Annotated in this window: 32 protein-coding genes and 1 other RNA gene; 16 read left to right on the forward strand and 17 right to left on the reverse strand. The window is 67.1% G+C overall.

All coding sequences use genetic code 11. The features are described from left to right. The first annotated feature begins 60 nt into the window (after window positions 1-60). The 8 genes from J2W22_RS13045 to J2W22_RS13080 all read left to right on the forward strand — a co-directional run bounded on the left by J2W22_RS13045 (window position 61) and on the right by J2W22_RS13080 (window position 4,838). The gene (locus J2W22_RS13045; RefSeq protein WP_086129096.1) at window positions 61-426 is read left to right on the forward strand and encodes a response regulator; all 366 of its coding nucleotides are present in this window, start codon (window positions 61-63) and stop codon (window positions 424-426) included. A gap of 82 nt (window positions 427-508) precedes the next feature. Next, complete coding sequence (cheB, locus tag J2W22_RS13050) at window positions 509-1,558, forward strand: chemotaxis-specific protein-glutamate methyltransferase CheB (protein ID WP_373422991.1); 1,050 nt, start codon at window positions 509-511, stop codon at window positions 1,556-1,558. Continuing rightward, window positions 1,555-2,406, forward strand: coding sequence for a CheR family methyltransferase (locus J2W22_RS13055; protein WP_307118676.1), 852 nt, complete (start codon window positions 1,555-1,557; stop codon window positions 2,404-2,406). Before cheB ends, J2W22_RS13055 begins: the two co-directional genes overlap by 4 nt. A 33-nt stretch (window positions 2,407-2,439) precedes the next feature. Then, window positions 2,440-3,141 carry an N-acetylmuramoyl-L-alanine amidase gene (locus tag J2W22_RS13060; protein WP_307118677.1) on the forward strand — a complete coding sequence of 234 codons (702 nt, stop codon included), beginning with the start codon at window positions 2,440-2,442 and terminating at the stop codon, window positions 3,139-3,141. An 88-nt stretch (window positions 3,142-3,229) separates the two neighbouring features. Continuing rightward, complete coding sequence (locus J2W22_RS13065; RefSeq protein ID WP_307118678.1) at window positions 3,230-3,532, forward strand: hypothetical protein; 303 nt, start codon at window positions 3,230-3,232, stop codon at window positions 3,530-3,532. Between the two features lie 41 nt (window positions 3,533-3,573). Beyond that, window positions 3,574-3,944, forward strand: an RNA gene (rnpB, locus tag J2W22_RS13070) — RNase P RNA component class A. Between the two features lie 58 nt (window positions 3,945-4,002). After that, window positions 4,003-4,539 carry a J domain-containing protein gene (locus tag J2W22_RS13075; RefSeq protein ID WP_307118679.1) on the forward strand — a complete coding sequence of 179 codons (537 nt, stop codon included), beginning with the start codon at window positions 4,003-4,005 and terminating at the stop codon, window positions 4,537-4,539. After that, complete coding sequence (locus J2W22_RS13080; protein ID WP_307118680.1) at window positions 4,536-4,838, forward strand: (2Fe-2S) ferredoxin domain-containing protein; 303 nt, start codon at window positions 4,536-4,538, stop codon at window positions 4,836-4,838. The genes J2W22_RS13075 and J2W22_RS13080 overlap by 4 nt, the downstream gene beginning before the upstream one ends. A gap of 99 nt (window positions 4,839-4,937) precedes the next feature. Here J2W22_RS13080 and J2W22_RS13085 read toward each other — a convergent pair whose 3' ends face one another. The 11 genes from J2W22_RS13085 to J2W22_RS13135 form a co-directional block, all read right to left on the reverse strand. After that, window positions 4,938-5,345 (reverse strand): SufE family protein, encoded by a 408-nt coding sequence (locus tag J2W22_RS13085; protein ID WP_307118681.1) that lies wholly within the window; start codon window positions 5,343-5,345, stop codon window positions 4,938-4,940. 24 nt (window positions 5,346-5,369) lie between these two features. Further along, window positions 5,370-5,555, reverse strand: a complete 186-nt coding sequence (locus tag J2W22_RS13090; protein WP_307119581.1) for a hypothetical protein — start codon at window positions 5,553-5,555, stop codon at window positions 5,370-5,372. Between the two features lie 86 nt (window positions 5,556-5,641). Continuing rightward, window positions 5,642-5,914, reverse strand: a complete 273-nt coding sequence (locus J2W22_RS13095) for a hypothetical protein (protein WP_307118682.1) — start codon at window positions 5,912-5,914, stop codon at window positions 5,642-5,644. Window positions 5,915-5,944: 30 nt separating this feature from the next. Next, entirely contained in the window at window positions 5,945-6,070 is a 126-nt protein-coding gene (locus J2W22_RS13100; RefSeq protein WP_307118683.1) for a hypothetical protein, read from the reverse strand. A 49-nt stretch (window positions 6,071-6,119) separates the two neighbouring features. After that, on the reverse strand, window positions 6,120-6,392 hold the full coding sequence (locus tag J2W22_RS13105) for a hypothetical protein (RefSeq protein WP_307118684.1): 273 nt from the start codon (window positions 6,390-6,392) through the stop codon (window positions 6,120-6,122). A 10-nt stretch (window positions 6,393-6,402) separates the two neighbouring features. Beyond that, complete coding sequence (locus J2W22_RS13110; RefSeq protein ID WP_307118685.1) at window positions 6,403-6,717, reverse strand: hypothetical protein; 315 nt, start codon at window positions 6,715-6,717, stop codon at window positions 6,403-6,405. A gap of 11 nt (window positions 6,718-6,728) precedes the next feature. Further along, a complete protein-coding gene (locus J2W22_RS13115) occupies window positions 6,729-6,998 on the reverse strand; it encodes a hypothetical protein (protein ID WP_307119582.1) in 270 nt (89 codons plus the stop codon). A gap of 82 nt (window positions 6,999-7,080) precedes the next feature. Further along, entirely contained in the window at window positions 7,081-7,455 is a 375-nt protein-coding gene (gene pspC, locus J2W22_RS13120; RefSeq protein ID WP_307118686.1) for an envelope stress response membrane protein PspC, read from the reverse strand. 1 nt (window position 7,456) lies between these two features. After that, complete coding sequence (gene pspB / locus J2W22_RS13125; RefSeq protein ID WP_307118687.1) at window positions 7,457-7,729, reverse strand: envelope stress response membrane protein PspB; 273 nt, start codon at window positions 7,727-7,729, stop codon at window positions 7,457-7,459. Between the two features lie 3 nt (window positions 7,730-7,732). Continuing rightward, on the reverse strand, window positions 7,733-8,401 hold the full coding sequence (gene pspA / locus J2W22_RS13130) for a phage shock protein PspA (RefSeq protein ID WP_307118688.1): 669 nt from the start codon (window positions 8,399-8,401) through the stop codon (window positions 7,733-7,735). A gap of 108 nt (window positions 8,402-8,509) precedes the next feature. Continuing rightward, window positions 8,510-8,818 carry a hypothetical protein gene (locus J2W22_RS13135; RefSeq protein WP_307118689.1) on the reverse strand — a complete coding sequence of 103 codons (309 nt, stop codon included), beginning with the start codon at window positions 8,816-8,818 and terminating at the stop codon, window positions 8,510-8,512. On the opposite strand from J2W22_RS13135, the gene pspF reads away from it, so the two are divergent. The 3 genes from pspF (at window position 8,796) to J2W22_RS13150 (ending at window position 11,249) form a co-directional block, all read left to right on the forward strand. Then, window positions 8,796-9,836 (forward strand): phage shock protein operon transcriptional activator, encoded by a 1,041-nt coding sequence (gene pspF / locus J2W22_RS13140; protein WP_307118690.1) that lies wholly within the window; start codon window positions 8,796-8,798, stop codon window positions 9,834-9,836. The two genes, J2W22_RS13135 and pspF, sit on opposite strands and share 23 nt — an antisense overlap. 254 nt (window positions 9,837-10,090) lie before the next feature. Next, on the forward strand, window positions 10,091-10,714 hold the full coding sequence (locus J2W22_RS13145; RefSeq protein ID WP_307118691.1) for a superoxide dismutase: 624 nt from the start codon (window positions 10,091-10,093) through the stop codon (window positions 10,712-10,714). 187 nt (window positions 10,715-10,901) lie between these two features. Continuing rightward, a complete protein-coding gene (locus J2W22_RS13150) occupies window positions 10,902-11,249 on the forward strand; it encodes a hypothetical protein (protein ID WP_307118692.1) in 348 nt (115 codons plus the stop codon). A gap of 111 nt (window positions 11,250-11,360) precedes the next feature. On the opposite strand, the gene J2W22_RS13155 is transcribed toward J2W22_RS13150, so the two are convergent. From J2W22_RS13155 to mtaB, 4 genes are read right to left on the reverse strand one after another with little or no spacing between them, the layout of a single operon-like run. Beyond that, the gene (locus J2W22_RS13155; RefSeq protein ID WP_307118693.1) at window positions 11,361-13,106 is read right to left on the reverse strand and encodes a chloride channel protein; all 1,746 of its coding nucleotides are present in this window, start codon (window positions 13,104-13,106) and stop codon (window positions 11,361-11,363) included. A 6-nt stretch (window positions 13,107-13,112) separates the two neighbouring features. Next, complete coding sequence (locus tag J2W22_RS13160; RefSeq protein ID WP_307118694.1) at window positions 13,113-13,727, reverse strand: inner membrane-spanning protein YciB; 615 nt, start codon at window positions 13,725-13,727, stop codon at window positions 13,113-13,115. Continuing rightward, window positions 13,720-14,655: a signal recognition particle-docking protein FtsY gene (gene ftsY / locus J2W22_RS13165; RefSeq protein ID WP_307118695.1), complete on the reverse strand. Its 936-nt coding sequence runs from the start codon at window positions 14,653-14,655 to the stop codon at window positions 13,720-13,722. Before ftsY ends, J2W22_RS13160 begins: the two co-directional genes overlap by 8 nt. Continuing rightward, window positions 14,652-15,869: a tRNA (N(6)-L-threonylcarbamoyladenosine(37)-C(2))-methylthiotransferase MtaB gene (gene mtaB / locus J2W22_RS13170; RefSeq protein ID WP_307118696.1), complete on the reverse strand. Its 1,218-nt coding sequence runs from the start codon at window positions 15,867-15,869 to the stop codon at window positions 14,652-14,654. The genes ftsY and mtaB overlap by 4 nt, the downstream gene beginning before the upstream one ends. On the opposite strand from mtaB, the gene J2W22_RS13175 reads away from it, so the two are divergent. After that, a complete protein-coding gene (locus J2W22_RS13175; protein ID WP_307118697.1) occupies window positions 15,870-16,445 on the forward strand; it encodes a DUF924 family protein in 576 nt (191 codons plus the stop codon). Between the two features lie 5 nt (window positions 16,446-16,450). On the opposite strand, the gene J2W22_RS13180 is transcribed toward J2W22_RS13175, so the two are convergent. Together J2W22_RS13180 and J2W22_RS13185 are read right to left on the reverse strand one after the other, a co-directional pair. Continuing rightward, entirely contained in the window at window positions 16,451-17,116 is a 666-nt protein-coding gene (locus J2W22_RS13180) for a dioxygenase family protein (protein WP_307118698.1), read from the reverse strand. 64 nt (window positions 17,117-17,180) lie between these two features. Then, complete coding sequence (locus J2W22_RS13185) at window positions 17,181-18,809, reverse strand: putative bifunctional diguanylate cyclase/phosphodiesterase (protein WP_307118699.1); 1,629 nt, start codon at window positions 18,807-18,809, stop codon at window positions 17,181-17,183. Between the two features lie 268 nt (window positions 18,810-19,077). Between J2W22_RS13185 and ffh the strand changes: the two genes are divergently transcribed. From ffh to J2W22_RS13205, 4 genes are all read left to right on the forward strand, one after another. Beyond that, complete coding sequence (gene ffh / locus J2W22_RS13190; RefSeq protein ID WP_307118700.1) at window positions 19,078-20,568, forward strand: signal recognition particle protein; 1,491 nt, start codon at window positions 19,078-19,080, stop codon at window positions 20,566-20,568. An 86-nt stretch (window positions 20,569-20,654) separates the two neighbouring features. Further along, on the forward strand, window positions 20,655-21,203 hold the full coding sequence (rpsP, locus tag J2W22_RS13195; RefSeq protein ID WP_307118701.1) for a 30S ribosomal protein S16: 549 nt from the start codon (window positions 20,655-20,657) through the stop codon (window positions 21,201-21,203). A 3-nt stretch (window positions 21,204-21,206) separates the two neighbouring features. Further along, window positions 21,207-21,698 (forward strand): ribosome maturation factor RimM, encoded by a 492-nt coding sequence (gene rimM, locus J2W22_RS13200; protein ID WP_307118702.1) that lies wholly within the window; start codon window positions 21,207-21,209, stop codon window positions 21,696-21,698. Further along, complete coding sequence (locus tag J2W22_RS13205) at window positions 21,695-22,423, forward strand: metallophosphoesterase family protein (protein ID WP_307118703.1); 729 nt, start codon at window positions 21,695-21,697, stop codon at window positions 22,421-22,423. The genes rimM and J2W22_RS13205 overlap by 4 nt, the downstream gene beginning before the upstream one ends. The last annotated feature ends 95 nt before the right edge of the window (window positions 22,424-22,518 follow it).

The raw sequence follows: 22,518 nt of genomic DNA on the forward strand, positions 1-22,518 counted from the left end.
ACATCTTTCGTGCACTGTCCAATCCCAACCTAGACACCTGAAAGCGGGGAACAGGGGAAAATGAAGACTTGTCTGGTCGTCGACGACTCCAAGGTGATCCGGAAGGTCGCCCGGCACATCCTGGAGACTCTCGACTTCGAAGTGCGCGAGGCCGGTGACGGTCGCGAGGCGCTCGACTCCTGCCTGCAGACCCCGCCGGACGTGATCCTGCTGGACTGGAACATGCCCGTGATGAGCGGCATGGACTTCCTCCGCGCGCTCAAGGACTCGGGACTTCCCCAGCGTCCCAAGGTGGTGTTCTGCACCACCGAGAACGGCATGGCCTATATCCGCGCCGCCATCGAAGCCGGTGCCGACGAGTATGTCATGAAGCCGTTCGACCGCGAGACGCTGGAAAGCAAGCTGCAGATCGTCGGCGTCGCCTGAGCGACGCATAGGAGAGGCCCCAGTGGCGCACGCATCTCTTGCGGACACCGGGTTCGGCAGCGCGGCTGCCGGGCCGGCGCAGGTGCTGATCGTCGACGACTCCGTCGTCGCACGCTCGGTGCTGGGGCGCATGGTGGAAGGCACGCGGCGCTTCCGCGTCGCTGCCGCCTATAGCGACGTGCGCGCGGCGCTCGACTATCTCAAGACCCATAGTGTCGACATCATCCTGCTCGACATCGAGATGCCGGGCATCGACGGCCTCACCGCGCTGCCCGACGTGATCTCGGCGGGACGGGGCGCCAAGGTGCTGATCGTCTCCTCGGCGGCCGAGCAGGGTGCCGCGGTGACCGTGCAGGCGCTGGCGCTCGGCGCGGCGGACACGCTGGTCAAGCCCGGCATCGGCGCGTTCGGCGGCCGTTTCGCCGAAGTGCTCGAGGAGCGGCTTTCGCGTCTGCTCGAGACGCATGGCCATTCGGTGCCCGAGCCCGCGGCACCTGTGCATCCCGCACCCGTGACGGCCAACACCCAGCAGCATGGTCCGGTCCAGCTGCCGGACGATTTCGAGCTGGTCGCGATCGGCGCCTCGACCGGCGGCATCCACGCGCTCAGCCAGCTGCTCCGCGCGATCCCGGCGCGCTTCCAGGTACCGATCCTGGTGACCCAGCATCTGCCGGTCTCCTTCATGAGCTATTTCGCCACCCAGCTCGCCGTGCTCGGCGGGCGGCCCTGCGACGTCGCTGCAGACCGGATGCGCATCCGGCCCGGCCGGATCATCGTCGCGCCGGGTGATGCGCATATGCGCGTGGTCCGCACCTCGGACGGCTCGGCGATCCGCCTGACGCACGAGAAGGCGACGAGCGGCTGCATGCCCTCGGTCGACCCGATGTTCGAGAGCGTCGCCCAGGTATTCGGCGCCCGCGCGCTCGGCGTGGTGCTGAGCGGCATGGGGCGCGATGGCTGCGAAGGCGCCAAGGACCTGATCGACGCCGGCGCGCGCGTGCTGGCGCAGGACAAGACGAGCTCGGTGGTGTGGGGCATGCCCGGCGCCGTCGCCAATGCCGGCCGGGCAAGCGCGATCCTGCCGCCGGATGAGATCGGGCGGCTGATCGCCCGGCGCGGAGGCGCGGCATGATCCCGACTCCGGGCGCCGCGCCGATCGCTTCCGCCGGCGCGATGAACATGATCGCGGCGCTGCTCGAGCAGCGTGCCGGCCAGCAGATCGCCGCGAACCGCACCTGGCGGATCGAGACGGCGCTGAAGCCGATCCTGCGTGAGCGCGGGCTGGCGAGCCTCGACGAGCTGGTCGCCCAGCTCATCTCGGCGCGGACCGGCGAGCTGGCGGACAAGGTCGTCGATGCGCTGCTCAACCAGGAAACCAGTTTCTTCCGCGATACCGCGGTGCTCGACATGGTGGCGGATGCCGCCCAGGCGATGCAGGCCGAGGCCGGCCACCGCCGGCTGCGCATCTGGTCGGCGGGTTGCTCGACCGGGCAGGAGCCGCTGAGCCTCGCCATGCTCTTCTCCGAGCGCGGCATGCCCGATCCCGAGATCGTGGCGACCGATGTCTCGCCCGCGGCGCTTGCCCGGGCCCGGAGCGGCCGCTTCTCGCAGTTCGAGATCCAGCGCGGGTTGCCCGTGCGCCGGATGATGACCTGGTTCGACTCGGTGAACGCCGACTGGGTCGCCAAGCCCGAACTGGTGCGCAAGCTCCAGTTCCGCCAGCACAACCTCACCCTCGATCCAGCGCCTGCGGGCGTGTTCGACATCATCCTGTGCCGCAACGTGATGCTGTACTTCTCGGTCGCGGTGCGCCGGAAGGTGTTCGACACCCTGTCCTCGGCGATGCGGCCGGGCGGGTTGCTCGCGCTCGGCGCCGGCGAGACGGTGATCGGCCAGACCGAGCATTTCACTCCCTGCGAGCGTTATCGCGGCTTCTATCGCGGCGTCGAGGCACCGGGATCGGTGCGCGCGGCGGGTTGATCGCGGCATCGTTACGGGTCTAGCGTTCGGCCCATGCACAACGGCCTGGCCTTTCTCGACGCGCCCTCGCCCAATTTCGACGAGCGGGCGCTGCCGGTCACGATGATCGTGCTGCACTATACCGGCATGGAAAGCGGCGAGGCGGCGCTGGCGCGATTGCGCGATCCCGAGGCGAAGGTCTCCGCCCATTACATGGTCGAAGAGGATGGCACGATCCACCGGCTGGTGCCCGAGGACAAGCGCGCCTGGCATGCCGGCCGCTCGCACTGGCGGGGGATCAAGGACGTCAACTCGGCCTCGGTCGGCATCGAGATCGTCAATCCCGGGCATGAGCATGGCTATCGTCCGTTCCCCGCCGAGCAGATGGGCGCGCTGATCCCGCTCGTGGCGGAGATCAAGGAGCGCTACGGCATCACCCGCGGCAATGTCGTCGGCCATTCCGACGTGGCGCCGGCGCGCAAGCAGGACCCGGGCGAGCTGTTCAACTGGCATGCGCTCGCCCGCTTGCGCCTTGCGTTGCCGCGACCGACCCGGAACCTGATGGATCCGGGCTGGCCCGATGCCGGCTTCATCATGGCGCTCGAGCGCTTCGGCTATGACGTGACCGACGAGACTGCCGCGGTCACCGCCTTCCAGCGCCGTTTCCGCCCCGAGATGATCGACGGCGAGATCGACATGGAATGCCGCTGCCTGCTGCTCGCGCTGCTTCTGCCCAAGCCCCAGGGCGACGACTGAGCCGGTTTAGTTACGGGTCCGTGCACTAAATCCGTGCAGGCTTCTGCAAGTATAGGATGATCTATAGGAAGGCGGAGGTTGTTTCGCCTTGAGCAATATCGGTTCCTCGACATCCCTTGGCCCGGTCCAGGCCTATCTTTCCGGCGTGGCGCGCGCCGATGCGAAGGGCGAGGTGCCGTCCTCGGTCAATATTCCCACCGTGAGCGAGGCGACCGAAGCGGTCGAACGGGTCGCGCAGGTGCGCGGCGCGGACGGCGTGGTCGGCCTCGGATCGGACTATCGCAAGATCGCGCTGGCCTCCGGCCTCAGCGTCCAGTGGAAGGTCGAGGTGATGGCCTGGGGCACCGCGGTGCTGCGCACCGCCGATCCGGATGGCGACGGAAAAGCCTGAAGCCCTTGCAGTAACGCGCCGCTTCGCTAGAGCGGTCCGCGCCAGAGGATCGGGCGGCCGCGGGTGCGCAAGCACGCGAGGAAAGTCCGGGCTCCACGGAAACACGGTGCCGGGTAATGCCCGGCGGGGGCGACCCCAGGGACAGTGCCACAGAGAGCAGACCGCCCACTGGTCCTTCGGGACTAAGGGCAAGGGTGAAAGGGTGCGGCAAGAGCGCACCGCGCGACCGGTAACGGAAGCGGCATGGTAAACCCCACCGGGAGCAAGACCGAATAGGGGCGGCGCATGGGCCTGGTTCCGGCCCGTCGCCCGGGTTGGTTGCTGGAGCGGCGGAGCGATCCGTCGCCTAGAGGAATGGTCGCCCATCCCTTTCGAGGGTGGACAGAACCCGGCTTATAGATCCTCTGGCATTTCATGTAACACGGCGGTGCTATGCTTGCGCCATCCGAACGAGTGGCTATCTGGACGGCATGGCAAGGCAGACGCGATCTTCAGACTGGGGCTTTCCACGCTGGCGCGAATATGGCGCCGAGCGCGAGGCCGTGAAGGTGCGCCTGTGCGACCGCCATGGCTGCGACCAGCCGGGCGACCGGCCCGCGCCCAAATCGCCCAACAGCCCCGAGCGCTGGTATTTTTGCGAGACGCACGCCGCCGAGTACAACCGCAACTGGGACTATTTCGCCGGCCTGACTGCCGAGGAGGCTGCCAAGCGCGAGGCGGACGAGCGGCGCGATGCATCGGGCTTTGCCGAGGCGAAGTATAATGGCTGGGCGGGGCCGGGCGACGGCAGCCGCTCGCGCGACGAGATGCGCGCGCTGGAGGTGCTCGAGCTCGAGGTCGACAGCGATTTCGACGCGGTACGCATGGCCTATCGTCGGCTCGCCAAGGTCAACCATCCGGACGTGAATCCCAACGACGCCGAGGCGGCGAAGCGCTTCCACGCGATCCAGGCCGCCTATGACGTGCTCAAGGCCGCCGAGGAACGGCGGACGTGGAAGGGCGATTGAAGCACCGCGTCCATTCCAACTGGGACCATACCGTCCTTGTCTGTGCGAAATGCTCGAAGAAGCTGGACGGCGGCTTCGGGCCCAAGGGCAAGCAATCGCTCGCCAAGGCGCTGCGCAAGCATCTGGGCCTGAAGAAGGGCCGCAAGGCCGAGGCGGGGATCGTCGAGGTCAAGTGCATGGGCGTATGCCCGCGCGGGGCTGTGACGGTGATCGACGCCGGCGGGCCGAAGGAATGGCTGCTGGTGCCGAAGGGCGCGGATCTGGATAAAGTGGCGGAGGAACTGGGGCTGGGGCGATAGCCTATTCCCGTCATCCCGGCGAAAGCCGGGATCTCGTGCTGCTCTTTTCCCGCCTTCGCCTGAGATCCCGGCTTTCGCCGGGATGACGAAGAGAAGAGCCTAGGCCGTGTAGCGCTGCGCTGTCTCGCGCACCAACGCGATCATGTTGGGTATGCCCTGGGTCCGGTTCGAGCTGAGCTGGTTCCTGAGGTCGAACGGCGCCAGCGCGCCTTCGATGTCGGTTGCCAGAATCTCGGCCGGGGCCTTGTCTTGCACCGTGAGCAGCACCAGCGCGATGATGCCCTTGGTGATTGCCGCGTTGGAGTCGGCGAGGAAGTGGAGCCGGCCATCGTCGAGGCGGGTGGGGTAGACCCACACCGCGGCCGAGCAGCCGCGGACCAAAGTGGCGTCGGTCTTGAGCGCTTCGGGCATTTCCTCCAGCCCGCGGCCCAGATCAATCAGCAGGCGATAGCGGTCATCAGGTTCGAGGAACGCATATTCGTCCTGCAGGTCGGCGAGGCTGGTCATGCCCCGCCGCTAGCCGGGTGGACCTCAGAGGTCCACCCCGGCCGCGATCGCTTCGAGCTTGCGGATGCGCTCCTTGAGATCGGCGATCTCGATCCGCGAGGCGGCGGTGGGCATTGCGGGTGCCGTTTCCGGCACATGGTGCACATCGAGCTCCTGGCGCTTCAGGGCCAGCCAGCCCCGCCAGCCCGAGAGCCCGGCGGCGATCAGCATGCCCAGCCCGGTGAGGCCGGAAAGGGCGAGGGTGAGGTAGAGAGTCGGATCCTGGGTCACGTCATGCCTCCCTTGGTCTGACGCATTCAGTTCTTGTCGCGCAGCGATTCGATCTCGCGGTCGAGACGAACACTGCCTTCGGTGTCGGTGATCACGCGTTCGAGTACCTGGACGCGCTCCTTGAGCGCACGGACCTCGTCGCGGAGCCGGGCATTCTCGGCGACGGAGGCGCTGTCCGCGGCGTTGCCGCGATAGACCTCGTTGCCGTCCTTGTCCTTGTGGATGCCGTAGCGCGCCTTGAGCACGCTGCCGATCGTGACGATCACGATAATCGCGACAACCATCTCGAACGGGTTCATTCCACTACTCCTTCAAACGCGCTTCGTTGATCAGTTCTGCTGGCCGGCCCGGGCGAGCCGCGCGGCGCGGCGGACGGGGCGATCCCGCTTCTCGGCGAGGGCAATAGCTCCCCCGCACAGTGCGCACAGCACTGCGAACACTACGATGGCAATCATGGTGGACTTCCTCAATACTGGCGGCCCTTGTCGGCGCCGCGTGGGAATTTCAGTTCAGCGGGGGGGCATCCCGCAGCTTCTCGATCTCGTCGGCGAGGTCGACGCCCTTGTCGGTGACGATCCGTTCGAGGACCCGCACCCGCTGCTCGAGCCGTTCGGTCTGGGCCGCATATTGCGCGGCCTTTTCGGCGACCATCTGGGCTTCGAGCTCCAGCTTGCGCTGCTGAAGTGCGAACCAGGGCTTGAGGTAGACACCGCCGATCACGGCGATCGTTCCACACAGGATGCCCAGGATCGGAACGAGGATGGGACTGATCTCCATTGCTTCCTCCTCAGTTGCGGGGGCTGCGCAGCTTCTCGATCTCCTGATCGAGCAGGTGCGAGCCGTCGGTCACGATCCGCTCGACATTGGCGAGCCGGTCCTTGATCGAGCCCAGTTCGGCGCGGAGCTGGGCATTCTCCTGGCTCAGGAGCTTGATCCGCTCCATCGCCGCGTCATTGGTCTTCGGATAGAGTGCCTGGCCCCAGCTGCCGTCGAGCGGATAGCCATGCTTGATACGGAGCCAGGTGGTGAACACCCATCCCGCCACCGCGAGCGCACCGATGATCAGGGCGACTGGGGCGAAGGCTGCGAAGGGAAAGCTCATCTCGTCACTCCTCAGCGCAGGCTGTCGATCTCGCGGGCGACCCGCTCGGCGGGATCGGTGGCTATTCGTTCCAGGACCGCGATCCGCTCCTCGAGCCGGCTGATCTGACCGGTCAGGCGCTCATTCTCCGATGCGAGAAGGGCGATCTTGCGGTCTGCTTCGAGATTGTCGCTCTTTTCGCCCTGGAAGCTGCGCTTGCCGCGAAGGCCGTGAATGCCTTCATTCTCGATCGGGTAGCCGTGCTTGGCGCGGACCCAGGTCTGGAAGGCCTTGGACGCCATCACCGCAGTGACGATCAGAACCGGTACCAGCCACGCTAAATCCCTCATTTCTTCCTCCCTGTTGACTTACCTGGCGATTGGCTCAGCGCAGGCTGTCGATCTCATCGGCGAGCCGGGTGTTGCGGCTCGTATAGTACATCTCGATATCGGCGAGGCGGCGGTCGATGTCGCGGAACTTCGAACGGACCTCGGCGGTCGAGCGCGTCGGGTTGGCGCGGACGCCCTGCCAGAACTTGGCTTCCTCCGGGCCTTCGTAGAGACCGGCGGGCTTGTTCGAGGCCAGCCAGGCGACCAGGAAGTAACCGACGATCACGGTGCCGCTCGTCGAGAGCGCCAGGATCACCATGCCGAGGCGAAGCCAGATGACATCGATCCCGGTATAGTCGGCAAGGCCCGAGCAGACGCCGAGAAACTTGCCATTGGCCTTGTCGAGATAGAATTTGGTGCGGCTCGACATCTCAATTCCTCCGGGAAATGTCATAGGGGCTCTGTTCCGGGCGAACGTCGCGGACAGGGCGGAAATCGGGGTTGTCGGCGGCGATGATCCGCTCGACGGTGAGCAGGCGCTCTTCGAGCTGGCGTGCAGTATAGTGCAGCTCGTCGAGCAGCTTCTCGTCCTCGTTGGTGATCGTGCCGGACTGCTTCCACTTGGTGATGTAGTGCATGATCACCCAGGGCAGCCCGATGAAGAGCATCCCGACGATGACGATCGGAAGGAAGACTTCCTCCATCGCTTAGGCTCCCTTGTTGAGGCGGGCCTTCAGGGCCTCGAGCTCGGCATCCACCTTCTCCGACGAGCGGAGTTCGGCGATTTCCTCGTCGAGCGTCTTGGGGGCGCCGCCCAGGCCGGCAGCCTCGGCGCGGCCTTCGGCGAAGTCCACCCGGCGCTCGAGAACATCGAAGCGCGAGAAGGCATCCTGCACCCGCGAGCCGTTGGTGATCTCGCGCAGGCGCATCCGATTGTTGGCGCTCTCCATGCGGGTGACGATCGAGTTCTGGCGGGCTCGGGCCTCGCGCAGCTTGGTCTGGAGCTTGTTGATGTCCTCTTCCGCGGCCTTGAGCGCCTCGTCGAGCACCGAGATTTCCTCGTTCAGCTGCTCGCACATGTCGGCGGCCTTCTGCTTCTCGACCAGCGCGGCCTTGGCCAGGTCCTCGCGGCCCTTGGAGAGCGCCAGCTCCGCCTTCTCGGTCCAGCTCTCCTGGAGCTTCTCGAGCTTGGCGATGTGGCGGCGCATTTCCTTCTGGTCCGCGATGGTGCGGGCCGCGGAAGCGCGGACCTCGACCAGCGTTTCCTCCATCTCGAGGATGATCATGCGGATCATCTTCGCGGGATCCTCCGCCTTGTCGAGCAGATCGGTGACGTTGGCGGCGATGATGTCGCGGGTTCGAGAGAAGATACCCATTTCGTCGTTACTCCTTCGTATTTCGTTTCCTGCCGGGAGGGGCCTAGGGGGTGACCCCTCCCGTCAGGTTTCCGCTCGCGAGGGGCTGCGAGCGGGGGACCCTGTTTCTCAGGCCGTCACCAAGCCGGCCGTGCCGGCCATGATGACCAGGCTGGCGGCTACCGAAAGTGCCACCGAGAAGAAGGCGTTGCGGTAGTAGGCGGCGTTGGCGTTCATGATCTTGTTCCCTGAACCTTGGTGTTTTTCCAGGCCCGTCATCGGGCTTGCTCTCAGCATTGCAGGGGGCGTGCCAATTTGTGAAAACCGCAGAAATCTGCCGTTTTTCCCGTTCATAAGGGGTTCAGCTGGCGGATTTAACTTGCCAAGTGTTGGGAAAATACACCAAGGATTTGGCATGGAGCGCGTAACCCAGGTCATCGGCCAGTCCTCGGCATTTCTCGACGCGCTGGAACGCGCCAGCCGGGCGGCCGCGCTCGATCGCCCGGTGCTGGTGATCGGCGAGCGCGGTACCGGCAAGGAACTGGTCGCCGAGCGTCTTCACCGCCTGTCGCCGCGCTGGGACCAGCCGCTGGTCACGATGAACTGCGCTGCGCTGCCTGAGACGCTGATCGAGGCCGAGCTGTTCGGCCATGAGGCAGGCGCCTTCACCGGCGCGACCAAGGCGCGGATCGGCCGGTTCGAGGAAGCGCATCGCGGCACGCTGTTCCTCGACGAGTTGGGCACGCTCTCGATGGGCGCGCAGGAGCGGCTGCTGCGCGCGGTGGAATATGGAGAGGTCACGCGGATCGGGTCTTCGCGGCCGGTGCAGGTCGATGTCCGTATCGTCGCGGCGACCAACGAGCATCTGCCCGAACGGGTGGAGAAGGGCACGTTCCGCGCCGACCTGCTCGACCGGTTGAGCTTCGAGGTGGTGACGCTGCCGCCGCTGCGGCACCGGCCGGGCGATGTCGAGGTGCTCGCCGAATTCTACGGCCGGCGCATGGCGAGCGAGATCGGCTGGGTCGACTGGCCCGGCTGGGGGCCGAATGCGCTCGATATCCTCGTCCATTATGACTGGCCGGGCAATGTCCGCGAACTGCGCAACGTCGTCGAGCGGGCCGTCTATCGCTGGGAGCAGGACGGGCCGATCGACGCGATCGAGATCGATCCCTTCCAGTCGCCGTTCCGGCTGCGGACGATGCAGGGCAGTGCTTCGAGTGCGCCGGCGCCTGTGGCTGCCGCCGCGTCCGCGCCCGTGATGCTGGAAGCGCAGCCCATGCTTGCCGGGGCGACCGACTTCAAGGGCCGGGTGGCGCGGTTCGAGAAGGAACTGCTCCAGCGCGCGCTGGCCGATCACCGCTTCAACCAGCGGGCGACGGCGGAGGCGTTGGGGCTGACCTATGACCAGCTTCGCCATGCGCTGAAGCGGCACGAATTGTTGCAGGCCGGGGGCTGATCGCGCTCCGTCACCCAGCTTTCGTCATCCCCGCGCAGGCGGGGATGACGGAGGTAAGATTAGCCGTGCAATTTCAAGCTAATGATTAGCGTTCGCAACAGTAATTCCGCCAATCGAACCCAATCGGAATTTTCATTTGCGCGACGCAACGATTTTTCCGCGACAGCGGTGATTTTTGCGCGCTAGGGGAGGGACCGCATCGCCCGGCGGTTCGTTGCCCGGGTGAACCCCCTGGTGAACCCTGGAGAGACCAAATGGCCTTCGAACTTCCCCCGCTTCCCTTCGACAAGGACGCGCTGGCGCCGCACATGTCGGCCGAGACGCTCGAGTTTCACCACGGCAAGCATCACAAGGCCTATGTCGACAAGACCAATGGCTTCATCGCCGAGAAGGGCCTCGAGGGCCGCAAGCTCAGCGAAGTGATCGCTCACGCCAAGTCGACGAACGACAAGGGCCTGTTCAACAACTCGGCCCAGATCTGGAATCACAGCTTCTTCTGGCAGGGCCTGACCGGCGAGAAGACCGCGCCGAGCGGCAAGCTCGCCGAGCTGATCGCCGCGCAGTACGGCTCGACCGACGAGCTGGTGAAGAAGCTGGTCGCGGAATCGACCGCGCACTTCTCGAACGGCTGGGGCTGGCTGGTGCTCGACGGCGACCAGCTCAAGGTCACCTCGCTGCACGACGCCGACACGCCGGTGGTCTATGAGGGCATGAAGCCGCTGCTGACGATCGACGTGTGGGAACACGCCTACTACATCGATTATCGCAACCTGCGTCCGAAGTATCTCGAGACGATCACCGCGAACATCATCAACTGGGACTTTGTGTCGCAGAACCTCGACGGTGCCGGCGTGAGCCGCGCCGATCAGGACAGCTGATTCCGCGAACCGCGATTTAGGGAAGGGGCGTCCGAGCGATCGGGCGCCCCTTTTTCGCTCCCCGGCAAAAGCCTCTACTGCTCCCCGGCGAAAGCCGGGGAGCGGCTTGCGGGTGCGAGCCACATTCAGCCCGCATTCAACCGCCGACCCCGACCCTCCATCCAGCACAGCTTTGGGGAAAGTCGTGATGCGCCGCTACCTGATCCTCGCACCCTTGTTCATCGCCGCCGCGCCGGCATCCGCCCAGATCTGGGGCGGGCCGACGATGCAGGGTCCCTCGGGCAGCTCGATGGGCCATGACCAGAGCGCCGCCGAGACGGCGAAGATCCGCAGCGACATCCGTGACGGGCGCGACAGCGGCCAGCTCACCCGCCGCCAGGCGAAGCGGCTGAAGCGCGAAGCCTATCAGATCGACACGCTCGAAGAGCGCTACGCCGCCGGCGGCCTCTCGCCGTCGGAGGAAGCCGAACTGTTCGCCCGGCGCGAGGCGCTGCGGAGCGACGTGGTCGCGAAGCGGACGGGCGCGCGGAAGTAACCCTCTTCTTCCCCGGCGAAGGCCGGGCCCCAGACTGAGCAGTGCGCGTCGTAGACGCGCCAATGGCGCGTGACTTTCAAGGCTGGACCCCGGCCTTTGCCGGGGAAAAGCCTAAGCCTCGCCGTACAGCTCCCGCTGCGACCGCTCCAGCTCCTCGGCATAGCGCCGCCGGGCATGCCGCTCGGTGATCAGCCCGGCCACGCTGCCATCCGGCGCCACCACCACCAGATCGTCCGCGGCGACTCGGTCGAACGTCTCCAGCACCTCGCCGATCCCCATGTCGGGCGTCAGGCGGGCATGGGCGAGCTTGGCCAGCGATCCGATCTCGGCGACCAGCTCGACATCGGGCGACCAGGCTGCCGCGGTCTCGACGATGCCGGCATAATGGCCCTTCACGTCGAGCAGCACGACGCGCGTGGTCGAGCCGAGCGGGAAGCGCTCGCGAAAGGCGGAGACGCTGGCATCGGCGGCGAGCTGGGGCACGTCGCGGCGCATCATCTGCCCGGCGGTGAGCGCGCGCATCCAGCCCACGTCGCGGCCGCTGCGCAGCGTCTCGCCGCGCAGGTGGAGCCGCCAGGTCGAGAAGCTGTAGCCGAACGCCTCGCGCGCGACGGTGGAGGAGATCAGCGTGGCCGCCACCGCGACGCCGGTGATCGCGAAGTCGTGCGTCACCTCCAGCACCAGCAGCGACATGGTGATCGGCCCGCCGACCACCGCCACTGCCATCGCCGCCATGCCAACCACGGTGGCGTCGTCGGGCGCCAGCACATGCAGGCCTGGGATCTGTGCCAGCACCACCTGGTAGAGCCGCCCCACCAGCGAGCCGAGGAACAGCGAGGCGAAGAACAGGCCGCCGCGAAAGCCGAAGCCGAGCGACACCGCGGAGGCGAGCATCTTGAGCAGGATGGTCAGCGCCAGCCCGGCGATCGTCACTTCGGCGATCAGGTTGAGGTTGAGCGCGCCGTGCCCGCCCGAAAGCGTCTGGGGCGAGAGCAGCGCGAGCGGGATCAGCAGCAGCCCGCCGACGAGCGGCGCCCAGTGCATGGGCAGCTTCGAGCGGTGCACCGCATGCTCGATCAGCGAGACCAGCCGCATCAGCACGATGCCCATGAACGCGCATATCAGCCCGAGCAGGCCGTAAAGCACATAATCGGCGGTGCCGGTCGGGTGCATGCCGCCGGCGGCGATCACATAGGGCGTCATGCCCATGCCGCGCGCCAGCACGGCGGCGGCGAGCGCGGCGAGCATCACCGGGGCGACGGTGGCGGTGCTATAGGCGCCGAGCACCACTTCGAAGGCGTAGAAGGCGCCGGTGAGCGGTGCGCCGAAGGCTGCGCTCACCGCCGCGCCCGCGCCGGCCGCCATCAGCGTGCGCAGGTCGCTCCGCCGGAGCTTCACCTTCTGCCCGAGCAGCGAGGCGAGCCCGCCGCCGGCCTGGGCATAGGCGGCCTCGAGCCCCACCGAGGCGCCGAAGCTGTTGGAGAGCAGGGTGGTGCCGACCACCGTCGCGGTGTCGCGTGCCGGGATGCGGCCGCCGTGCAGCGCATTGGCCTCGACGATGTCGACTGCCTTGCGCCGGCGCAGGAACCACAGGACGAGCCCGAGCAGCGCGCCGCCGATGGGCAGGGCGACCAGCCGCCAGGGGGTGATCGCCTCGGCCGCGCTCAGATGCTCGCCCTGGGCGAGGCCGAACAGCAGGCGCTGGGTGCCGCGCGCGAGTTGGCCGAGCAGGATCGCCGAGAGCCCCGCACCGGCACCGACGACCAGCGACAGCGCCAGGAACCATAGCGAGTTGGTGCGGATCTGGCGCCGCAGCCAGTTGGTGGCGCGGACTGCGCGGTAGAGGGGGCTCGACACCGCCGCTTATTCCTGCGGCGGGATCGGCGCCTCCTCGGGCGTCTCGAGCTGCAGGCCGTGCTTGAGCAGCATCGGGATGTTGAGCATCGCGAACACCAACGTGACCGGGATCATGATCCAGGTCTTGAAGATCACCCACTGGTCCCAGGTGACGAAGTGGCGGACGCCTTCATTGGCCACCGCTGCGACTGCGAAGAAGATCGTCCAGTTGATCGTCAGCAGCCGCCAGCCCTTGGCCGAAAGCCCCGGATAAGCCTGTTCGAGAAGGGTCTGGAGCAGCGGCTTGTCGGCGATCAGACCATAGCCGAGCACGATCGCGAACATCGCATAGATGATCGTCGGCTTGATCTGGATGAAGGTCTGGTCGTGGAAATAGAGCGTCAGCCCGCCGAACAGCAGCACGAAGGCGGCGGTGATCCACAGCATCGGCGAGACGTGGCGGGTCTTCCACCAGGAGAGGGCGATCGCGCCGGCCATCGCCACCATGAACGCCACGGTCGCGGCGAACACGCGGGCGAGCACCGGGCCCTGCGCCAGCGAGTTGACCGCGAAGAACACCGCGAGCGGCCCGTAATCGATCAGCATCCGCACGCCGGGCGAGGCGGCCTTCTTCTCAGCCATTGGTAAGCTCCTCCACGCCGGCGATGATGCGCGCCACTTCCTCGGCATTGAACGGGCGCAGGTCGTCCACCTTCTCGCCCACGCCGATCGCATGGATCGGCAGGCCGTATTTCTCCGCCGCCGCGACCAGAACGCCGCCGCGCGCGGTGCCGTCGAGCTTGGTCATGACGAGGCCGGTGACGCCGGCAACTTCCTTGAACACCTCGATTTGGTTGAGCGCGTTCTGGCCGGTGGTGGCGTCGAGCACGAGCACCACGTCGTGCGGCGCCGCCGGGTTGAGGCGGCCGAGCACGCGGCGGATCTTGGCCAGCTCGTCCATCAGCTCGGTCTTGTTCTGCAGGCGCCCGGCGGTGTCGACGATCAGCACGTCGGTGCCCTTCTCGGTCGCCTGCTTCACCGCCTCGAACACGATGCCCGCGGCATCGCCGCCCTCGGCGCCCGAGACGATCGGCACGCCGATCCGCTCGGCCCAGGTCCGCAGCTGGCCGATCGCGGCGGCGCGGAAGGTGTCGCCGGCGGCGAGCATCACCGAATAATCCTGCTCCATCAGCAAATTGGCGATCTTGGCAATTGTCGTGGTCTTGCCCGATCCGTTGACGCCGATGACGAGGATCACCTGCGGACGAGGGAAGGCCTCGACCTCGAGCTTGCGGGCGACGGGGGCGAGCACCTTGGCGACTTCCTCGGCCACGACCAGGCGGATGCCCAGTTCCTCCATGTTGCGCTCGAACTGGCCCTCGGCGAGCCGCTGGCGGACGCGCGCGGCGGTGGCGGGGCCGAGGTCGGAGGCGATCAGTGCTTCCTCGATATCGTCCAGCGTCGCCTCATCGAGCCGCGCTAGGCCGAGCCCGGCGAGGTTGCCGATCAGCCGGTCGGAGGTCTTGCGGAAGCCGCCGAGAAGGCGCTCGTGCCAGCTGGGCCCGCTCATGCGATCAGCTTCCCTTCCCGGACATCGACGATCTTTACGCTCACAATCTCTCCGACTTCTTGGGGGGCGAGGCGAACCTCGGCGAAATTGCCGGCATGGCCCCGCTCTCCGGGGCGCTCTACCAGCACTTGTTGGGTGCTGCCTACCAGGCTTTGCAGCCAATTGTCCCTGACGCGGGCGGCCTCGGTGCGCAGGCGGGCGGCTCGGACCTTGACGATCTCGGGCTCGACTTGGGGCATCTTCGCCGCCGGGGTGCCGTTGCGGGGGCTGTAGGGGAAGATATGGGCATGGACGATGCCGCAGTCGGCGATCAGCGCGAGGCTGTTCTCGAACATTTCCTCGGTCTCGGTCGGGAAGCCGGCGATTAGATCGGCACCGATCGCGATGTCCGGCCGCGCCATGCGCAGCCGCTCGGCCAGCGCGACCGACTGGGCGCGGCTGTGGCGGCGCTTCATGCGCTTCAGGATCATGTCGTCCCCCGCCTGGAGCGAGAGATGGACGTGCGGCATCAGGCGCGGCTCCCCGGTGAGCAGCGCAAACAACCGGTCGTCGACTTCGATCCCGTCGAGCGAGGAAAGCCTGAGGCGCCGGAGCTTCGGCACATGTGCCAGGATGCGCTCGACCAGCTGGCCGAGGCTGGGCGCGCCCGGAAGATCGGGGCCGTAGCTGGTCAGATCGACCCCGGTCAGCACCACCTCGGCATGGCTCTCGGCCAGTGCGGAGACCCGGTCGATCACCGCACCGGCGGGCACCGAGCGGCTGTTCCCCCGGCCATAGGGGATGGCGCAGAAGGTGCAGCGATGGTCGCAGCCATTCTGCACCTCGACGAACGCCCGGGCATGGGTCGAGAAGCTCGCGGCTAGGTGCGGCGCGGTCTCGCGCACCGCCATGATGTCCTGCACCATCACCGGTGCAGCAGCCTTCCAAGCTGAATACATCAGCTTCTCGGCATTGCCGATCACCCGGTCGACCTCGGGCATTGCGGCGAAGGCCTGGGGATCGATCTGCGCTGCGCAGCCCGTCACCACCAGCTCGGCGCCCGGCCGCTCGCGCCGGGCGCGGCGGATCGCCTGGCGGGTCTGCTTGACGGCCTCGTTGGTCACCGCGCAACTGTTGATCACGACGGTGTCGCGATCCGACAATAAGGTGCGGATCGTCTCGCTTTCGGCGAGGTTGAGGCGACAACCCAGACTGATGACGTGAGGGGATGACATTTGGCCGGTGATCTAGGCGCAGCTACACTCGATGTCCACGCGAAGGCCCGCGAAGTGTTGAGCTTCTGGTTCGCGCTCACCCCCGAGCAGCATTTCGCCACCTCCGTCAGGCTCGATGCGGAGATCAAGGCGCGCTTCGGGCCGCTGCGCGATCTGGTGCTGGGATCGGGCGCGGCGGGCTGGCGCGACGATCCCGAGACGTTGCTCGCTGCGATCATCCTGCTCGACCAGTTCAGCCGCAACATCCACCGCGGCACCGCCGAGGCCTTCGCCGCCGATCCACTCGCGCTGCAACTGGCGCTGGAGGCGATCGGCAAGGGCTGGGACGCGGACATGGACAAGGACCGGCGCCAGTTCCTCTATCTGCCGCTCGAACATGCCGAGGACCCGGCGATGCAGAAGCTGAGCGTAGAGAAGTTCGGTTCGCTGGACGACGCCTATCTCCTCGGCTTTGCGGAAAAGCACGCAGCGGTGGTCGCGCGGTTCGGGCGCTATCCGAGTCGCAACGCCGCGCTGGGGCGGGAGTCGACGCCGGAGGAGTTGGCATTCCTCAGTGAGGCCGGGGCGGGGTGGTAAGGGACCTAGCCCGCCCCGAGTCCCGCGCCCTCCGGATGGCGCTCCAGCCGGATGTCCCGCCGGGCCAGCAGCACGCCGCCTTCGCTCCGGGTCAGCTGCACGATCCCGCTGCCGCCGCGCAGCTCCTGTTTCGCGCGATAGGCGGGTGTGACGCCGTACTCGCCGTCGAACACCACGTCGTCGATATAATAGGGACGCTTGTCCGGCTCGCCGATGAAGAGATGGACGTGCGCCGGCATGCTCCGGTCCGGATAAGGCGCGGGCTTGATCGTCTCGAAGGTGTAGACCCCGTCCGCGCCGGTCCGCGCCCAGCCGCGCAACCGGCCATGGCGCCGGCTCCATTCGGTCTCGGGCGTGCCATTGGCATAGAGGCCTGCCGCGTTGGTGTGATGCGCGTAGACGATCACGCCCGGCGCCGGCGCGCCATCCCGAGCCAGTATCCGTCCGGTCAGCGTCATCTGCTCGCCCGGCTCCTGCGCCGAGGCAAGCCGGACCCGGGCGGAAAGGCCTCGGGCGTTTCGCTCGGCCACCGCCGCGCAGCCTTCGCAATTGTAGAGATCGGGTCGCGCTTCGTCGCGCATGCTGCCGGGAGAGGGGGTAAGCGCCACCACACCGACAAGGCCGCCTGCCGCGCCGCCCAATAGAATCAGGGCCGTCCGACGATCGAGCATCTCGACTCTCCGCCTGATTAACGGCGCAGTATAGAATATGTCGAAGGTACGGAAAAGCGGCGATTCAACCGGTGCGGCGCTGCCCCGAAGTGGCTTCGGGGCCGGTCGGGGTGCTGCCGGCGGCGAGGATCAGCCGGCGCTCGGCGAGCAGGCGCCGGACGCCGCTCATCGACAGCGGCTTGCCATAATACCAGCCCTGCGCCTTGGCGCAGCCGGCGGCGCGGAGCCGCTCCTCGATCGCCGCGTCCTCCACGCCCTCCGCGGTGATCGGCAGGTTCAGGCTCTCGCCCAGGCTGATGATCGCGTTGACGATCGCTGCCGAGTCCGCGCTCGAATTGAGTGACAGGATGAAGCTCTTGTCGATCTTGATCCGGTCGAAGGGCAGGGCGCGAAGGTGGGCGAGTGATGAATAGCCGGTGCCGAAATCGTCCAGTGCCAGCCGGGCGCCCTGGTTCTTCAGGCTGCCGACGATCGACTGGGCAAGCGCGAGATTGTCGAACAGTGCGCTCTCGGTAATTTCCACCTCGAGCCGGCTGGCAGGGAAGCCGGTCTCCGCCAACACCTTGATGATCTTCTGCGCCAGCCAGGCGTCGCGCAGCTGCCAGGGCGAGATGTTGATCGACAAAGTGAGCGAGGGATCCCAGTCACGCGCGGCGAGGAAGGCCTGGCGCATGATCGAGAGCGAGAGGTCCGCGATCATGCCGGTCTCTTCCGCGATCGGGATGAACTGTTCGGGGCTGATCAGCCCGCGCGTCGGATGCTCCCAGCGCGCCAGCACCTCGAAGCCGTGCAGGCGGTTGGTGCTGAGGTCGATCTGCTGCTCGAAGTAGGGAACGATCTCGCCGCGCGGGATCGCGGTGCGTAGGCCGTTTTCCAGGTCGTTGCGCATCTGGAGCTCGCGCTCCATCGAATGATCGAACCAGGCATAGCGGTTGCGGCCCGATTTCTTGGCCGCGTACATCGCGATGTCGGCCGAGCGCATCAGCGCGTCGATGCTCGCGCAGTCGAAGTCCGAGCGGGCGATGCCGAGCGAGCAGGAGATGTGCAGGCGCAGGCCCTCGGCTTCGAAGGGCTGGGCCATGCGGCTGACCAGCCGCTCGGCGATGCGCTCGACCACCCCGGGCTCGCTCGGGTCGAACAGGAAACCGCAGGCGAACTCGTCGCCGCCCAGCCGCGCGGTGAGCGTGATCGGTGGCAGGACATGCGCGATCTCCGCGGCGACGGCGCGGAGCAGCGCGTCGCCCACGGCATGGCCGTGCATGTCGTTGATCGTCTTGAAATGGTCGAGGTCGAGCATGATCAGCGCCATCGCCTTGCGGCGGCGCTGGGCCCGGACGAACATCGCCGCGCCTTCCTCGGCCAGGCTGCGGCGGTTGAGAAAGCCGGTCAGCGGATCGCGGTTGGCGAGCTGCTGGGCGCGCTCCTCGGCGGCGGTGCGGATCAGCACTTCCTGGCTGAGCGCTGCGTGACGGCGCCAGCCGAACAGGATCAGCGCGACGTTGAGCAGCAGCGCGATCACCAGCGTGCGATCGGCAGGCGCGCCGCCCTCGAAATAATATTGCAGCGTCTTGGACAGCACGGCGCTGCCGGTGCCGACGAACAGCAGGATCGCGGCCACGCTGATCGCGCCCGAGAGCAGGCCCGGGCGTGGAGGGTTTTGCGATACGGCTTGTTCTTCGAAGTCCAGCGACATGCCGGCGACGATCCCCAACTGTGATCGGGGTCGTTTCTCATGCGTACGGTATAAAACGGGTTAAGCCGGCGACACGTTCGCGCAATATTTTGCGCCCGCGCGCCGGGCTTGCCTCGCGCGGGTGGATGCAGTAGGGGCCACCGCGACCGTTCTCTTTGAACGCGAGACATTTGCCACCCCAAGGGGTGACGCCGGCCGACGAGGTTTCGTCCGCCGGCGTGTTTTGCGTTTGGCGAATCGCGGTTCTGATTTGGAGTTTTTGGGTCCGATGTTCGAAAGTCTGAGCGAACGGCTGGGTGGCGTATTCGATCGCCTGCGTGGTCGTGGCGCGCTGACCGAAGCCGATGTCCGCACCGCGATGCGCGAAGTGCGGATCGCCCTGCTGGAGGCCGATGTCGCGCTTCCGGTGGCGCGCGACTTCGTCGAGAAGGCGACCGAGCAGGCGATCGGCCATGAAGTGCTCCGCTCGGTCACGCCGGGCCAGCAGGTGGTCAAGATCGTCCACGACACGCTCGTGGACATGCTCGGCCCGGACACGGCCGAACTCGAGATCGCCGTCACCCCGCCTGCCGTTATCATGCTCGTCGGCCTCCAGGGCTCGGGCAAGACGACCACCACCGCCAAGCTCGCGCGCCTGCTCAAGAGCCAGGGCAAGAAGGTGATGATGGCGTCGCTGGACGTGAACCGTCCGGCCGCGCAGGAGCAGCTCGCGGTCCTCGGCACCCAGACCGACGTCAACACGCTGCCGATCGTCGCCGGCCAGCAGCCGGTTGAGATCGCCAGGCGTGCGCTCAACGCCGCCAAGCTCCAGGGCTATGACGTCCTGATGCTCGACACCGCCGGCCGACTGCACGTCGACCAGGCGCTGATGGACGAGATGAAGGCGGTGGCGGACATCGCCACGCCGAACGAGATCCTGCTCGTCGTCGACTCGCTGACCGGCCAGGACGCCGTGAACGTCGCGTCGAGCTTCTCCGAGCAGGTTCCACTCACCGGCGTGATCCTCACCCGCATGGACGGCGATGCCCGCGGCGGCGCGGCGCTGTCGATGCGCGCGGTCACCGGCAAGCCGATCAAGTTTGCCGGCATGGGCGAAAAGCTCGACCAGCTCGAAGCCTTCCACCCGAAGCGCGTTGCCGGCCGTATCCTCGGCATGGGCGACGTCGTCAGCCTCGTCGAGAAGGCGGCGGCCGCGATCCAGGAGGAAGACGCCGAGAAGATGGCGGCGCGGCTGGCCAAGGGCCAGTTCGACATGAACGACCTGCGCGGCCAGCTCGCCCAGATGCGCCGCATGGGCGGCCTCGGCGCACTCGCCGGCATGATGCCGGGCATGAAGAAGGCGCAGGCCGCAGTCGACCAGGTCGGCGGCGACAAGGTGCTGATCCGCATGGATGCGATGATCACCTCGATGACGCCCAAGGAGCGCGCCAAGCCGGACCTGATCAACGCCAAGCGCAAGATCCGCATCGCCAAGGGCTCGGGCACCACGGTGCAGGAAGTCAACAAGCTGCTGAAGATGCACCTCGAGATGCAGACCGCGATGAAGCGGCTGAAGAAGATGGGCGGTCTGAAGGGCATGCTGGGCATGTTCGGCAAGGGCGGTCCCGGCGGCGGCATGGGCGGCATCGGCAACGCGCTGGGTGGCGCGGGGCTTGGCGACATGATGGGCAAGCTGGACACGGGCGGGCTTCCCGGCCTTGGCGGCCCAGGCGCGCCGCAGCTCCCGCCCGGTTTCGAGAATTTGATCAAGAAGAAGTGATACCCCCGCCCAGCCGTCAGGCGGCGGGGCAACAACCAACGATCCCGGCTCCGGCCGGGTGACGAATACGAAGAAGGAAGATTGTAATGGCTATTTCCCTGCGTCTGTCGCGCGGCGGCTCGAAGAAGCGTCCGTACTACCGCATCGTCGTTGCCGACGCCCGTTCGCCCCGCGACGGCAAGTTCATCGAGAAGATCGGCACCTACAACCCGCTCCTCGCCAAGGACGATGCCAAGCGCATCGTGCTCGACGGTGAGCGCGCCAAGTACTGGCTGGGCGTCGGCGCGCAGCCGACCGACCGCGTCGCCCGCTTCCTCGATGTCGCCGGCATCAAGGAGCGCGCCGCCAAGAACAACCCGAACAAGGGCAAGCCGGGCGAGAAGGCCGTCGAGCGCGCTGAAGAGCGTGCCGAGAAGCTGAAGGCCGCCGAGGAAGCCGCTGCCGAGGCGAAGGCTGCTGCCGCTGCCGCCGCTGCTGCGCCGGCCCCTGTCGAGGAGGCTCCGGCCGAGGGTTCGAACGAGGAAGCCGAAGCCGTGCTCGGCGCCGAGATCGAGGCTGCCACCGAAGAGCCGACCGCGGAAGCCGAGCAGGTCGCCGAGGCGACTTCCGAAGAGACCCCGCCGGCCGAGGCGTAAGCTTTGTCCAGCGATCAGCCCGTCACGCTCGCCGTCATCATCGGCGCGCACGGCGTGACGGGCGAGGTCCGTCTCAAGGTCTTCGCCGAGGACCTGTCGGTGCACCGCCAGTTCAATGGCGGTGCGCTAACGCTCAAGTCGGTGCGCGGCGGGCCCAACGGCACGATCGCGCGCTTCGCCGAAGTGGCCGACCGCAATGCGGCCGAGGCCCTGCGCGGGACCGAGCTCAGCGTCCCGCGCTCGGCGCTGCCCCCGCTGGGCGAGGGCGAATATTATCATGTCGACCTACTGGGCCTGCCTGCCGTCTCCGACGAAGGCGAGGCGCTGGGCAAGGTCGTGGCGATCGACAATTTCGGCGCGGGCGACGTGCTCGAGATCGAGCGGCCGACTGCCGAAGGCGAGAAGCCCAAGCGCTTCATGGTGCCGATGACCCCCGCCGCGGTGCCCGAATGGGATGCCGAGCGGCTCGTGGTGAGCGCCGCCTTCGTCGAATGACGAAGACTGCCGTCCTTTCCGATATCCATGGCAACCTGCCGGCCCTGATCGCAGTCGTCGCCGATGCGGAGGCGCGGGGCTGTGCCCGCTTCCTCAACCTGGGCGACATCCTCTCGGGTCCGCTCTGGCCGGCCGAGACCGCCGAATGGCTGATGGCGCGCAACTGGCCGACCATCGCCGGCAATCACGAGCGCCAGGTGCTGACCCTGCCGGCGGAGCGGATGAACGCTTCCGATGCCTTCACCAGGGCTGCGCTCGGCCCCGAGGCGCTGGCCTGGATGGCGGCGCTGCCGGAGACACTCACCCTGGATGGCATGTTCCTCTGCCATGGCACGCCGGCCAGCGACGTGACGCCGCTTACCGACACGCTGGAAGGCGACACCCTGCGCGTCGCCAGCGAAGCGGAGCTGGCCGAGCGACTGGCGGGGCAGGGGGCTGCGCTCGTCCTGTGCGGGCACACCCATGTACCGCGCCTGCTCGCGCTTGCCGACGGACGCCGCGTGCTCAACCCCGGCAGCGTCGGGCTGCAGGCCTATGACGACGATCATCCCCGGCCCTACACGGTCGAGAATGGCGACCCGCTGGCGCGCTATGCGGTGATCGACGGGCCGGAGATCAGCCTCCGCGCCGTGGCCTATGATCACCTTGCCGCCGCCCGGAAGGCGGAGGCGGAGGGCCGTCCCGACTGGGCGACCGGGCTCGCCACCGGCCGGATGGCTCGATAGCGCCGGGGGCCCAAAGTACACGAAGTACACGCCAAGAGGTGGCCCAGGTCGATGCCGGCCGCTACCATGCCTCCGATTGACAAATTAAATCCACT

This window comes from Sphingomonas kyeonggiensis, from assembly GCF_030812785.1.
GTDB classification, from domain to species: Bacteria; Pseudomonadota; Alphaproteobacteria; order Sphingomonadales; family Sphingomonadaceae; genus Sphingomonas; species Sphingomonas kyeonggiensis_B.